The sequence below is a fragment of the Cerasibacillus sp. genome (assembly GCF_036516575.1).
In the GTDB taxonomy this organism is placed as follows: Bacteria; Bacillota; Bacilli; order Bacillales; family Amphibacillaceae; genus Cerasibacillus.
In genome coordinates this window covers 134012-147751 of the sequence record NZ_DATBTY010000036.1, presented here as the reverse complement: position 1 = coordinate 147751, position 13740 = coordinate 134012, and the positions used below count along the sequence as shown (strand labels likewise).

The window sequence follows — 13740 nt, the reverse complement described above, 5'->3', positions numbered from 1 at the left end:
CTCTATATAACAACTTAACTAGTATAGCACATCTTACTTTATCCTAAAATAACTGTCTATGAAAAAATTATTTTTTTATCACTTGATGAAAGGTCACCTTAAACAACGCTCCACCTAAATCAGAATCAGCAACTTCAATCTTGCCATCCGAACGCTCAATTATCGCTCGCGAAATAGCGAGTCCTAAACCCGTTTCCCCATGTTTACCTTTTACAAATCGTTGGAATATATGCGGTTTGAGTTCATCCGAAATTCCCTGTCCATCGTCTTCAATAGTGATGACAACGCGTTTGTCCTGTTTCATTAATCGAATGCGCACAACATCACGCGCATGACGTACACCATTTATCGTTATATTTAGCATTGCTCTTAATAATTTTTCTTGATCTGCTTTAACAGTCAATCCTTTCGTTACGGCATAATCCAATGTAATATCTTTATCATTGGCGAGAGGGATGACGCGATCAATCACTTGTTCAACGAGCTCTGCCATATTGACAGGTTCTTCTTGATAGACCGTTTTTTCACTTTCCAACTTCGCTAAAATGGTCATTTCATTAATAATTTTTTTCAAACGTTTTACTTCAACAACCATGACTTTCAAACCTTTTTCGATTTCTGCTTGATCAAACACCCCTTCTTTGATCCCTTCTGCATAGCCTTGAATCGTCATTAATGGGGTTTTAAGTTCATGGCTTGCATTTTGAAAGAAGGTTTGCTGTGAATTGATATAGCGTTCTAATTCATTCGCCATATCATAGAAACCTTCTGCAACTTCATGAATTTCACCGGTCGCTTGTATCGGTTGTATCTCATTAAATTTACGCTGTTCAATCTTTTTCACTTGATGCTTTAAGTGAGTTAACGGTGTGACCATTTTTTTCGTTAAGAAATAGCTCAATATAACAGCTACAATCGCACCGATCAAAAACACGAGTAAAAGCCGAGTAAAAAAGTCATGCTGAACAATCTTCAAATCATGGAGAGGTGTTAATAAAATCAGTTCTAATCCTGACGTTCGTGGGTAAAAAAGAATTCGTGACTGCACATATTTATCGTTTCCAAAACTCATTAACTTCACATGCATATTAGAAAAATCATTCGATTTAATAAATCCCTTAACGACTTGATCTGGCATCGTCGAATAAAGTACCCGATCTGATTCGCGATCATATAAAAACATCTGCAAATCTTGTTGTTTCAAAAACGTATTAAACTGCTCGATATCTTTTTGGGTTTGATAGCGTTCTGACAAGACTTTAACAATAATTTGCCCTTTTTGTTCAAGTTGTCGTTGTTCATTTGAAATCAATAAATCCATAATGAGCGAATAAATAACGAATCCCGTAATCGTCATCATAATAATTAATAACATCGTAAAAGCTGTATTTAATTGATCTTGAAGTTTCATTTCGATTCCTCTTTATCTCTCAGCCGATAACCATAGCCCCATACCGTCTCTAATGGTATATGATTTAATTTTTTACGAATACGTTTTACTAAATCATCAACAGCACGGTCACTGCCAAAGTAGTCTTCACCCCATACTTTAATAAGCAATTCTTCGCGCGAGAAAGCACGGTTGACGTTTTGAGATAATAATAGCAACAGGTCAAATTCCTTCGTCGTTACTTCTCGTTCTTTTCCTTCCCAGAAAATCCGTCGATCATGTTCATAAATAAGTAAATCACCTACTTTAATACGATGATCATCAATCTGCTTATGTTCAACGGTTGAATCGAGGCGTTTGAATAAACGCTTAACACGCGCAACAAGTTCACGAGGGCTAAACGGTTTCGTTAAATAATCGTCTCCGCCTAATTCCAAACCGAGTATTTTATCAATTTCTTCATCTTTTGCCGAGATAATAATGATGGGGACATTACTTTCATTGCGGATTCGTTTACAAAATTCATACCCATCCATCCCAGGTAACATAATATCCAAAATCCACATATCTGGAGGATTTCTTTTCCACAACTCCCAACCTGCCTCTGCAGAGTCCAATAACGTCACATGATAGCCTGCCTTTCTTAAAAAAGCGGCTACGATGTTTTGGATATTCGGATCATCTTCTACTATACCGATATGTTTCATATAGTAACCCTCCATTCGTTCTTTACTTCTATTTTCCCATAATTAAAATGGAAATAACACTGTTTCACATTAGTTACGACCCACATTTCCATACTTATTCCACAATTATACCAAACGGACACAAACTTCTTGATGTAAATTAAATATATAAGAGATAATAATAGAAGATAGATCTTAATCAGATTTAATAAGAAGGAGGCTTTTTCATGAAACAAGATGATTTGAAACAAGAACAATCCGAATTAAACCATCACGATAAAAATAAAGCAGAAATCAAACATGACATGGCCGATACGGATTCGTATAGACTAAAACAAGAAGAACAACATACAGAATCAAATCAAGAATTAACATCGGCTTCAAGTGAAGGACATGACGACCAACAATATTCACGTCAATTCGAACAAAGAAGTGCAAAAAAGTCGCCTCGTTTTAATATAGGTGCTTTCTTTAGTGGGATGATTGGTGGACTTGTTCCTGTGATTGTAGCCATTATGTTAATCATGAACAATGTCATACCTCTTCCTGTTACAGACAATGAACAACCACAACAAACACAAGCAAAAGAAGATTACAGTCAAGAAGTTGTTTCAAACATTGCTAGTGATGATGCTGACATGTCCACTGATATTTCTGAGGTATCCGATGCCGTTGTTGGGGTTCTTAATTTACAACAGCGAAGCATTTGGGAACCGAGTGAAGAAGTCGGATCAGGTTCGGGAATTGTTTACAAAAAGGAAGATGGTTACGCCTATATTGTTACAAATGAACATGTCGTCCAAGATGCCCAAGAAGTTGAAATTGTGTTCAATGATGACAAACGTGCAGAGGCAAAAGTACTTGGAACAGATAAATTAACAGACTTAGCCGTTTTAAAAGTAGATGGTAAACATGTTAAAACAGTTGCTAAGCTCGGTGATTCAGAAAAACTAAAGGTCGGCGAAACGGTCTTTGCCATTGGAAACCCGCTTGGCATTGAATTTGCTAACTCACTTACAAAAGGAATTATCAGTGGGCTTAATCGCTCCATTAGTGTTGATACGAATGGAGATGGCCAACCGGACTGGATTACAGAAGTTATTCAAACAGATGCCGCGATTAATCCTGGAAATAGTGGAGGTGCATTAGTTGATAAAGATGGTGATGTCATTGGCATTAATTCGATGAAAGTAGCCAGACATGCTGTCGAAGGGATTGGACTCGCGATTCCAATCAATGCTGCATTACCGATTATGGAACAACTTGAAACAAATGGCGAAGTTGTCCGGCCATTTATCGGAATCAGTTCTGCCCCATTAAGTGATGTTCCACCACAATATAGAGACCAAATCGTCTTGCCGAAAAACATCGAGGGCGGCATGGTCATTGCCAACGTCGAAATGGGGTCTCCTGCTGATAAAGCTGGTTTAAAACAATTTGATATCATTACAAAAATCGATGGTCAAAAAGTAACATCAATTTTAGAACTCAGGAAATTTCTTTATACTGAAGCAAAAGTGAATGAAAAAGTAAATATTGAATTTTATCGTGATGGTAAAAAACAAGAAGTCGAATTAAAACTAACAGAAAGAAGCTTATAATAAAAAGCACCCCAAATTTATGGGGTGCTTTCCTATATATAACTCGTTTTTATTCTTCTCCATGTTATGATGACTAATAATATCGTTAAAGCAATGATAATTGGAATACCGTCATACCATGATTGGAAGATTTGCTTAATAATACGTTCTTCACCTAAAAGATATTGAAATGGATTAACCCAACTCATAAATGACCAAGGGATAATTGAAAATAGAGCGAATCCACCAAATAAGGTGAGTACAACACTAAAGAGCATAAATAAGGTTTGTTTAAATAATATACTATACAGTAAAGATAGCGACACCATCAGAAATAATGTGACTGTTGTTGTAACCATTGCTTGAAAAATATACTCAAAAACCGTTATAAAATCAAGCTGCTGATGCTTTTCAATCAGAATTGGATACTGAAATGTCCCCTTCTCGCCAAATGTATAACTGAGCATAGAAGCGAGCCCAAATAAGAGACCTATAATTATAAAGTAAACAATACAAACTGTAACAAATTTACTAACGAATATCCCCGTTCGCTTTAATGGCTGCGTATATAATAACTTTATTGATTCATTTTCAAATTCATAAACTAAAATATCACCGACTAATACGAGTAAAATAATGAGACCACCTAGGTTAATAAATAAATCAACCATTTGCTTTAAAAATAAAGGCATACTAATACTATAGCGATGTTCTGGTGAGATATTATCTTCTAATAAGCGATTATTAATTGCTTGCTTGTGTGTGATGTCACGTTTATTTATGCCAAATTCGCCTTCACGGTCTAAATAGGCTAATACATATGTCATAAACGTATTATCCCACTCAAGAAATTCTCGCCAATCTGACGGAGATCCTATTAACTCAGCTTTATGTCTAAGCGCCTCAGAAATATGCTGCATAAGCTGAAGCCTTTCCTTAGCTTCTTCATCATTTGGTTTACGGATTAATTGCTGTTCATATGAATCTTCTAGCCAGTAGCTTTGCCTCTGGTAACTGTTTATTTGCTCTTTTTCTTCTTTAATCACTTTCTCCTGAAAAAGGACATTACGAACGAACAAGCCGACGATTCCAATTATAATAAAGGCAAGTAAATAAAGGAACTTTTTGCTATAAATTAATTTACGTAATTCAAACCTAATTAGCTTCATAACGATGATTCCTTTTCAAATAATTCTCGATAACGTTTTTCTGCGCCTACCTTTTCCTTATCAATATCAAGAATCGTTATCCCTTTTTCATTGATAAAATGAATCATCGCTTGCAAGGTAATATCTGTTTCATTAAATTCAAGCTCATCTCGTGCATTTACTGTAAATGGCATATTCGCACCTTGTAAAGCAGACAGCGCTTGATCGGCATCGCTAATCGTCATACGATATTGATTTGTCGATAAATCTTTTAAAGACTCTTTTAATAAAGAGCCATCTTTCATAAAATAAATTGTATCTGTCAGGCGATCAATTTCGGCGAGATTATGGGAGGAGACAATAATGGTCGTTCCCCGATCATACAATTCCAATAAAATATTTCTCATATTAATCGCACTTGTCGGATCTAGCCCGTTTAAAGGTTCATCCATCAAGAGTAATTTCGGTTCATTAATTATTGCCATCGCTAATAAGAGATGTTGCTTCATACCTAGGGAGTAACTTCTAACCCTTTTATTCATATAATCCGTCATGCCTACCCAATTAGTCACTTCGTTTATCTTTGACATGGGAATCTGTTGCACTTGGCATATGAACTTCAAATGATCATACCCAGATAAATCACCATAAAGAATACGATTGTCCTGTAAATAGGACACATCATAGAATAACGAAGAATCATTATGTGATTTACCTAGTAGTTTTATTTCTCCTTCTTGAAACGGAATTATATTAGTCATGCAATTTAATAAAGTGGTCTTCCCTGCACCATTCGGTCCAACAAGAGCGATAATATTTGGTTTTTCAATCGAAATATGAATATCATTTAATACTAATTGTGATTTATATCGCTTGACTAATTGATTAATTTCCACAATCACTCATCTTCACCTCTTTTTCTTTATAAAATTATCTAACGTGTTTTTGTTGAAATAATAACACGAAATATATAAAAACAACGACAATTAAAATCGAAACGACGAACGAAAGAATCCCGTTTAAATAAGTAAAGCGAAAATCATTAACGACTACTGCATACTCATTCGTTACAATGCTAAAAATATCAACATAATGAAAAGGTAGATACTGTGAAAACGGGAAAGATAATAAACTCTCTCTAAAATAACTTCCTAAACCAATGACTGAAATGGTTAAAACAACCGAAATAAGCGCTCGCTTTGTTATTAAAGAAAAGAGAAAATGGAGCGTATAACTAAAAATGAGTAAGATGAAAAACAATCCTAGACTTTTCATTAAAAACGGCGCCAATTTCATAAAAGAAAAGGTAACTTCCTCACCATAAATTAAAATAGGATAGTTCCATTCACCCATGCGGTCAAAAATCGTTCCTAATAAAAACGAAAACAATGTGATACATAAAATAATCACTACGCTAACGAATAATATTGCGATAAATTTGCTAATTAAAATGTGTCGCCGTTGAATCGGTTGTGTCCAAAGTAAATGAAGCGTTCCATTACTGCCGTACCCTTCTCTTGTTACAACTTGACCGAATAATAGAATAAAAACAGCGATGCCGATGATAGAGAATAAATAGGAAAATAAATGATATAAAAAATAATAGCCTGTGGAAGAATAAACAACCGCAAGCTTTTTAACCAATTCTTCTAATAAGTCATCCGAAAAATTCACATCATATGCCGTTAGCCAAGCGAATAACGTAAGAGGTAAAACCGGGGCAATCTGATGGTCGTATAGCCATTTATTTCGCTCGATATATGTAATCATATTAAAATCAGTCGAATATGTAGTAGAGTACAATATTCGTCCCTTTTCAAGGTATTCCTGATAGTAAGGTTCATCGATAAGTTTATCATTTTCTACTTGTAGATAACTTTGCCAATCATTATTTTCAAGTGCTGTAACGATCGCTTGTTTCTCTTCGAAAAAATGCTTAACGCCGTCATATTCTGATTTAAATTCTGGATCAAAAAAATCCTTTTCTCCTGAAGCAAGAACTTCTTCTAATTCTAAAAACTCCTTTTCATAACTATGTAAACTAATTTTCTCATTTTCTAATATATTTTCTTTTCTTTCTGTGTTTGTATAAACAAAAATGAAATAAAAAACAATCATTAAAAAAATACAGCCTAACATAACGGGGAAGAAAACCGATTTACCTATCTTTTTCATTTCGAATGTTATTAAATAACGCAAACAATCACCTCCAGTTTTCATGTACTTGGGTGTTATATATATTATTCGACATAAATTCAGTTATCCCTTCATTTATTACTGATTTTTTAGTTTTATCAGTAATATTTGAATAATATTTGCCCTATGCTATAATAATGCCAACTTTTTATTCTCAGATTGAAGTCTTCCAAGTCGATTCTCAAGGTAACGAAACACCCGTTGAACTCGAGGGTCAGTCGTATACAGCACCGCATGAAAATGGGAACTATTATTACATCGCTCATTTAAAATGGAGAGAAGAGATAGTAGCTGAAGGCATTTATGCATTTGCTTTTAAAATAATGGATATTGATTAATATCCACTATAAAAAACAGGCATCATCATCGGGATGACACCTGCTTTTTTTATTCTTCTTCTATAACCTCATAATTTTCCAGTTTGTTTTGTGGGAGTTCTGTTCCTAGAATATCTCCGTCTTCGGTTGAAGTCATCATGTTTTCGATTCCCTCTACAAAGCCTACGAAATCGTCCTTGTTTGGGTACATCTCGTTATAGTCTTTTCGATCGCCAAAGAAATCAGACGGTGTTTCACTTGTGCCATATTGACTCACTTCTTGCCAAGCATCTTCAGCATCATAGCCTACTTGTTTCTCTGGAGTTGTATTATCCGGATTAATATTCGGACTAAAAACTTGCTCTTCGACGGGGCGGGCATTCTCATAAGGCGCGTTTGAAGCGTGTTCGATACAACGATTCGTCGTCGGAACAGCTTCTAAGCGCTCATAGGGAATATCCTCTCCACACTCAACACAAATTCCATATGATCCTTCTTCAATCGCATGGAGAGCACGATTGATATCTTCTAATTCTCTTTCCGCATGTTCATTAAGAGCTAAATCCTTACCTCTCTCATATGTTTCAGTCCCTAAATCTCCTGGATGATTATCATAGTTCGACAATTCACCGGTTGTTTGCCTTTGGGCATTTTCTAAACCATAATGATCTTGAATTTGTGGGATAAGTTCATTTTGTCTTTCAACTAATGTCGCTTTTAAATGATTCCTTTCCGTATCTGATAACATCGTCACTTTACCTCCCTTACACACGGTTTAACAAATAGGTAGATGTAAAGTTACTTTATGTTATTCTGATCAGTTCATTCTGTTATTTCTTCCCATTATAGAACGTAAAATCATTTAATTTCCTTTTTAGCGACTCGATGCCCGCGGTAAGCAACTATATGAAGTAAAAGGAAACGCACCCTGAATATAGAAACGATTTTATCAAAAAAAGAGCCCAGTTATATTAACTGAACTCTTTTCTATTTAGCTGGGTTTCCTTCCAATCTCTTTTTTACTTAAAGTTTACATTCAGCTTTTACACTAACTCCAAACTTATGCCATTCCCAATTTCCAGTAAATTGACCACCTTTATAAACTAAACACCAGATGGTTAAACCAGCGAAAATAGTAAATGCTAATGTTAATAAAACAGCTAGCAATACAACAAACCAAGCATCAAATTGTGCCTTTCGCTGTTCAAATGATTCCATTACCTGATCCTTCCATGATGTTAACATAAGTGCAAACATGAGTGAAAAACGATTAACTAAAGTCATTATTTTCACCTCCTTTCAGGTCTTATTAATATAGATTTTATTATCATCATTCCATCACCTAATGGTGGGATGATGTTAATAATATGGAATATATAAATATAACCAACATACATAAGGAAAGTTATTTGCATTAAGTGAGCAAAAATAATCACTAATATGCCTATTACTAATAAACATAAATTTGGGATGAGTGCTATGATGAACATGTCACTCGAACTTAATTTAAATTTGGGATATAGTGAAATCCTTATCAATGAAAAATTAATATTAATATATCCGGAATTATTAACTCTTCTTAAAAAAACAATGTGTAAATATTCATGAAAAACATACGATAGAATAAGACCTAACCACAAAATCGCATGAAATTGAAGTATATATTTCATCATCAGCCAAGTCGGAGCAAAAAATAATGGAATAAATGTAATAAGACAAATTCCAATGATTATTTTTTTACAATAACGCAAAATCAAATTGAAAAAATAGATAAATGTAATATTTTTAATTAATAATGTTTTATTCATGCTTTATCTTTTGCTCGCTTTTTTATAGAAAATAATAGAAAATATACTACAAACAAAATAATTATTGTCATGATAATAGGACTGCCTTTTGCAACACCAAATTGCATCTCTAAAATTTCTTCAGATACAGCCACATTATTAAAATAAATGCTATCAAAATATGATGTTCGATACCCTTCCTTTCCACTACTAAAAAGCATAATCATAAAACTTGCCGTTAATATGATTAGTGTAGATATGATTGATGCCACTAAACTATTAATAAAATTAGCCAAGATCTTCATATCTTTCACTCCTTTTCAGATTATGTAGCCCCTGTATACTGAATTGAACGACAACAAAATAAAAAAATATCATAATTGCTACATTTTTAATCAATCCAAGGTTTAAAAATGAAAGAGAAATTCCTATCACCAATATCGGAATAATCACTACTACCATACTTGTTACTACAGAAAATGGATTGTCATTATAAGGAGGAAATAATATTCCTGTCATTGTAAGAATGAGTGTTCCCAATATTAAAAATCCATAAGGTGCTATTAGGTTAATATGATTTTGAATTGATAGTATCCCTAGAAAAAGTAAAGGTAATGTCACAATGAAATGAGCTATCATTTGTGATCCTATTAAATATAGATAATCTCGCCAAGCTTGATATGATAAGTTATACATAATTACTCTAATATTTTGTGATTGAATGTAACTGTAAATACTGTTAAATGACAGAAATACGATTGGATACAAAATATATTCATCTAATTGAAATATCATTAAAATAAATGAAGCTAAATACACAAAAGATATTGTATGCACTGTATTTATGTTTCTGACAAAACTTAACATATATGTTTTCAAGAGATTAATTGATTTTACTTTGTTAATAGTTAATAGATGTTTATTATGAAACATATAGGATCTATCCGGTAAAATAATAATAACGCTAATTAACAAAGTAGTAATAAACAGGTAAAGTGATGTAGTTTTCAAAAATCCATATTCTGCGTGAAATTTCTGTAACCATACCAAAATACCTCTTGTACTTTCAGTTTTATTTAATAAATCACTGGATAAGTTAGTTACTAATTGACGTGCCTCTTTTAAAAATATTGAAAAAATAATTATTAGAACTGAAATATTTATGATATGAAAAATCTTGGTTAATTTTAAATAGTAACACGCAGAAGCTATAAGCTTTGATATAACTTGAAGTATTAAATAGGATAGAGTGCTTATATACAAAATATTGACAACTAACACATCAACAAAAGCTAGTTTATGAATCCATATAATTGATGTGACAACTGAAAAACTTAATATAGTAATAATTAAAAGAGAAATAAACGTTTCAAAAATAAACAATGAAAAATTTCGTTCTTTATTATTTATTGGAAAATTAACTGTTAGGATTAAAAATTTGTCAACTTTTGAAAAGACAAATTTGAGAAATATTGTTACAACGATAGTCCACAAGACAATTGTGCTAGAGTATGTATTTAATAAAAACAATACAATTTCCTCTGAATGTAATGTTTCCGAAAAAAAGGCAAAAACTGAAAAAGATGTAAATAAAAATATGATGATAAAACCTATAAAAAGTAATATCTTTATAATGGGATTACTCAGTACTCCAAAGTTTAAAATTCTCCGGACAAAAAAGGTGTTGTACAAACGGACTAAGGTCATTATTTGACTTTTTCTCATTCTTAACCACTACCTATATTTTATTTCGCCAATCTAGTCATTTTGTATTTTTTAAGACATCATTATTTTATTAATTAGTTCATCATGTTTAATAATTTGCCTAAACGTTGTGATTAAATTACTATTTTTCTTTATTTCATCCATGTCTTTGTCGATATGTACGACACCATTATATAAAACAACTACTCTATTACAAACTTCCTCTAACAAATGCAGATCGTGTGAACACATAATAATTGTTTTGTTTTGTTTCATATATTTCTTTAGTAATATTTTTGTTATTTCTAATGATTCGATGTCAATTCCATTTAGAGTTTCATCAATAATTAAAATTTCTGGCTCTATCAATAAAGCAGTCATTAGCTGTATTTTCTTTTTCATCCCGTGAGAATATTCTTCAATTAACACATCTAATGCAGATTCAAAAGAATAGAATTCACTCATTTTTTCCAACGCTGTTTGATTCAAAGTTTTTTCGTACATTTTTAACATGAGGTCAATATATTCGGCTCCCGTAAGAAAGTCTGGAAGAACATCATCACTTGGTAGATATAGAAAAGACTTCTTAACTTGCAAACGGTCATTATCTATTCCGCGAAACTTAATATGACCTTCTTGCTTTTCTAATAAATCACATATTAATTTAATTAACGTCGTTTTCCCACAGCCGTTAGGACCTACTAATGCTAAAAAATCACCTTTGTTAATAGATAAATTAATATTATTTAACACGGGGGTCCCTTTATTATACGAGAATTTGATTTCTGCTATTTCCAACACTTCAAATCGCCCTCTACTCCTTTATTGATTAAAATAATGTCTGTAAATATATAATAACATGAATTATTAGATTTAAAACTTAAATTTTGTTAAGAATACGTAGTAATATAGGACTATTTGTATTATTTAAACTATCTATAAACATACATTTATGTTTAAATTATATATAGATAATCCTTGAAAATGTTCAATGAAAGGAGATCGTAAGTTGTTAGAGATTAATGAAAGGTGGACATTAGACACGCGAAGAGGATTACTAATTAATGGAGAAAACATTGTTTCTTTGTCAAGAATAAACTTTAGAATCATCTATTACTTAGCCACTCGTCGAAATCAACCAGTTTCTATAGAAAATATTATTCAATTTGCGTGGGGTAATAAAAATTATGCAACTAAAAACACATTATATGTATATATTTATCGTCTACGATTTATTATTGAAGAAGACGTAAAGTCTCCAAAAAGCATTCTCAATGTTAGAAATTATGGATATGTGCTCACTAATAAATTTTAGATATTAATGTCTATAAAAAAGATGCCACTCCAAATTGAACTGCCCCCTGTCAATTAGACAGTGGAAATAATAAAAACTGACTTAAGCGGCTTTAACTCTGTATTCCATAGAGCTAAAGCCGTTTAGTCGTTCTTGGTATCTTTCATTGTTGTAGAAGCGAATGTATTCATCAATTGCTTTTGAGAGATCCTCAAATGTCTCATACTTATGTAAATAATACTTCGCACTTAAGAGTTCCCCAAAACAGCATCTTGTACAATTTCAATACGTTTTTACCAAGTCGTTTTTCTTCCTTTAGTCATAGAGCTTGTCCTTCCTTTTCCTGTATCTTTTTATTCCTTAGAATACTTTTTCCATGGTTTCGATGCTTTAAACCATGTATTCCTAATTCCTCAAATTTATCAATCCATTTGCAAAGAGTTGATTTATAAATCTGATATTTTGAACATAACTCACTAAGTGCATAATCTTCACTTTTATAATCCATTATTATTTCATATTTCAATTCTAAAGAATAAGCTCTTTTTGACACAAAAAACTCCCCCTAAGATAGAAACAGATTTTTATTTTTTAATCTGTCTACCTTAAGGGGAGCATATAAAATTAGGCCTCATCTTTTTTTCATATGATCCATTTCTCGTTGGACGATAAACGCTAAGTCATGATTTCCAAACAGCTGCAGGGCTTGTAAGACGGTCTGCTCTGGAATCGGTGTAGACTCTTCTTTCGGTACTGTTAATTCAAGTGCCTCTTCTAAAGCGTCATTCCTCATTTGCCCTGGATATGCTTCTTGATATAACTGTTCCGGATCCAAATCATGATTTATACACCATTGTGCATAAATAAGAATCATCATCTTTTCATCAGATTGATAACTGTCTATCACTTGCTGTTCGATTTCTATTTTATTCAATCTAAATCTGCCTTTCATCATTTATTTTTTCGAAAACAATAAACCCACATAAAAGAGAGAGCTTGTTGTAATGATTCAGTCAATTCCTTGTAATGATAGGCTTTGACACCTCGTTTATATACACCAAAACCATCAACAAAATGAAAGCCTTGTTCTTCCGCTAATTGCTTCAATTCCCACGGCATCATTGTATTACAAATCGCCACTTGTTTATACAATCTCGGATAACTATTTTTCCTAGGTCCTGCTGTTGGGCCTAATATACCAACAAAAAATAGACTGTCTTCTTTTAATACGCGGTCAATTTCTTGGAGTCCGTGCAATGGATTTTCTAACCACTCCAACACATTGATTGCCATCACCGCGGAAAATGAACGATCTTTAAAAGGAAGCTCGAGAATACTCCCTTGTAAAAAGGGAATATCGTGATGATTTTTTTTCGCAATATCAACCATATCAGCGGATAAATCAACACCCGTCACATCATAACCCGCTTGCTTTAATTTAAAAGAACCATAACCATCACCACAGCCAATATCAAGAATTGAACCTTTATGTTGAAGATGCCTTTCGATAAATGGAATGATCCGCTTGCGGCTGCCTTTATCCCACATATGGCGACTTCTTTCACTCCACTGGATGGCTTGCTGATTCCACTGTTTCTCCGTTTCATCTTGCCAATTAAATGTTTGCAAAATAACCCC

General features: G+C 33.0%; 16 protein-coding genes and 1 pseudogene. 3 read left to right on the top strand and 14 right to left on the bottom strand.

All coding sequences use genetic code 11. The features are described 5' to 3' along the window. Positions 1 to 67: 67 nt before the first annotated feature. Together VIG73_RS06850 and VIG73_RS06845 are read right to left on the bottom strand one after the other, a co-directional pair. Positions 68 to 1411, bottom strand: a complete 1344-nt coding sequence (locus VIG73_RS06850; RefSeq protein WP_331640310.1) for a HAMP domain-containing sensor histidine kinase — start codon at positions 1409 to 1411, stop codon at positions 68 to 70. Beyond that, positions 1408 to 2097 carry a response regulator transcription factor gene (locus VIG73_RS06845; protein WP_331640308.1) on the bottom strand — a complete coding sequence of 230 codons (690 nt, stop codon included), beginning with the start codon at positions 2095 to 2097 and terminating at the stop codon, positions 1408 to 1410. The genes VIG73_RS06850 and VIG73_RS06845 overlap by 4 nt, the downstream gene beginning before the upstream one ends. Before the next feature lie 206 nt (positions 2098 to 2303). Here VIG73_RS06845 and VIG73_RS06840 point away from each other — a divergent pair, with 206 nt between their 5' ends. Continuing rightward, on the top strand, positions 2304 to 3677 hold the full coding sequence (locus tag VIG73_RS06840; protein ID WP_331640306.1) for a S1C family serine protease: 1374 nt from the start codon (positions 2304 to 2306) through the stop codon (positions 3675 to 3677). A 32-nt stretch (positions 3678 to 3709) separates the two neighbouring features. Here the strand turns inward: VIG73_RS06840 and VIG73_RS06835 are convergent, their stop codons facing one another. From VIG73_RS06835 to VIG73_RS06825, 3 genes are read right to left on the bottom strand one after another with little or no spacing between them, the layout of a single operon-like run. After that, positions 3710 to 4825 carry an ABC transporter permease subunit gene (locus VIG73_RS06835; RefSeq protein ID WP_331640304.1) on the bottom strand — a complete coding sequence of 372 codons (1116 nt, stop codon included), beginning with the start codon at positions 4823 to 4825 and terminating at the stop codon, positions 3710 to 3712. After that, positions 4822 to 5706: an ABC transporter ATP-binding protein gene (locus tag VIG73_RS06830; RefSeq protein WP_331640302.1), complete on the bottom strand. Its 885-nt coding sequence runs from the start codon at positions 5704 to 5706 to the stop codon at positions 4822 to 4824. The genes VIG73_RS06835 and VIG73_RS06830 overlap by 4 nt, the downstream gene beginning before the upstream one ends. 28 nt (positions 5707 to 5734) lie before the next feature. After that, complete coding sequence (locus VIG73_RS06825; RefSeq protein WP_331640300.1) at positions 5735 to 7003, bottom strand: ABC transporter permease subunit; 1269 nt, start codon at positions 7001 to 7003, stop codon at positions 5735 to 5737. 134 nt (positions 7004 to 7137) lie between these two features. Between VIG73_RS06825 and VIG73_RS06820 the strand changes: the two genes are divergently transcribed. Further along, entirely contained in the window at positions 7138 to 7338 is a 201-nt protein-coding gene (locus tag VIG73_RS06820; protein WP_331640298.1) for a hypothetical protein, read from the top strand. A gap of 49 nt (positions 7339 to 7387) precedes the next feature. Here the strand turns inward: VIG73_RS06820 and VIG73_RS06815 are convergent, their stop codons facing one another. From VIG73_RS06815 to VIG73_RS06795, 5 genes are all read right to left on the bottom strand, one after another. Beyond that, positions 7388 to 8065, bottom strand: a complete 678-nt coding sequence (locus tag VIG73_RS06815; protein ID WP_331640296.1) for a TraR/DksA C4-type zinc finger protein — start codon at positions 8063 to 8065, stop codon at positions 7388 to 7390. Between the two features lie 275 nt (positions 8066 to 8340). Beyond that, positions 8341 to 8601, bottom strand: coding sequence for a hypothetical protein (locus VIG73_RS06810; RefSeq protein ID WP_331640294.1), 261 nt, complete (start codon positions 8599 to 8601; stop codon positions 8341 to 8343). A gap of 520 nt (positions 8602 to 9121) precedes the next feature. After that, a complete protein-coding gene (locus VIG73_RS06805) occupies positions 9122 to 9409 on the bottom strand; it encodes a hypothetical protein (protein ID WP_331640292.1) in 288 nt (95 codons plus the stop codon). Beyond that, on the bottom strand, positions 9393 to 10829 hold the full coding sequence (locus tag VIG73_RS06800) for a hypothetical protein (RefSeq protein WP_331640290.1): 1437 nt from the start codon (positions 10827 to 10829) through the stop codon (positions 9393 to 9395). Before VIG73_RS06800 ends, VIG73_RS06805 begins: the two co-directional genes overlap by 17 nt. 51 nt (positions 10830 to 10880) lie before the next feature. Next, positions 10881 to 11609 (bottom strand): ABC transporter ATP-binding protein, encoded by a 729-nt coding sequence (locus VIG73_RS06795; RefSeq protein WP_331640288.1) that lies wholly within the window; start codon positions 11607 to 11609, stop codon positions 10881 to 10883. 208 nt (positions 11610 to 11817) lie between these two features. Between VIG73_RS06795 and VIG73_RS06790 the strand changes: the two genes are divergently transcribed. Then, positions 11818 to 12123 carry a winged helix-turn-helix domain-containing protein gene (locus VIG73_RS06790; RefSeq protein WP_331640286.1) on the top strand — a complete coding sequence of 102 codons (306 nt, stop codon included), beginning with the start codon at positions 11818 to 11820 and terminating at the stop codon, positions 12121 to 12123. Positions 12124 to 12204: 81 nt separating this feature from the next. On the opposite strand, the pseudogene VIG73_RS06785 reads toward VIG73_RS06790, so the two are convergent. The 4 genes and pseudogenes from VIG73_RS06785 to VIG73_RS06770 form a co-directional block, all read right to left on the bottom strand. After that, positions 12205 to 12312 (bottom strand): annotated as a pseudogene (locus tag VIG73_RS06785) (IS3 family transposase); the annotation flags it as partial. A 109-nt stretch (positions 12313 to 12421) separates the two neighbouring features. Then, the gene (locus VIG73_RS06780; protein ID WP_331640284.1) at positions 12422 to 12655 is read right to left on the bottom strand and encodes a helix-turn-helix domain-containing protein; all 234 of its coding nucleotides are present in this window, start codon (positions 12653 to 12655) and stop codon (positions 12422 to 12424) included. 78 nt (positions 12656 to 12733) lie between these two features. Beyond that, positions 12734 to 13036 carry a hypothetical protein gene (locus VIG73_RS06775; RefSeq protein WP_331640282.1) on the bottom strand — a complete coding sequence of 101 codons (303 nt, stop codon included), beginning with the start codon at positions 13034 to 13036 and terminating at the stop codon, positions 12734 to 12736. A gap of 17 nt (positions 13037 to 13053) precedes the next feature. Next, the gene (locus VIG73_RS06770; RefSeq protein WP_331640399.1) at positions 13054 to 13731 is read right to left on the bottom strand and encodes a class I SAM-dependent methyltransferase; all 678 of its coding nucleotides are present in this window, start codon (positions 13729 to 13731) and stop codon (positions 13054 to 13056) included. Positions 13732 to 13740: the final 9 nt, after the last annotated feature.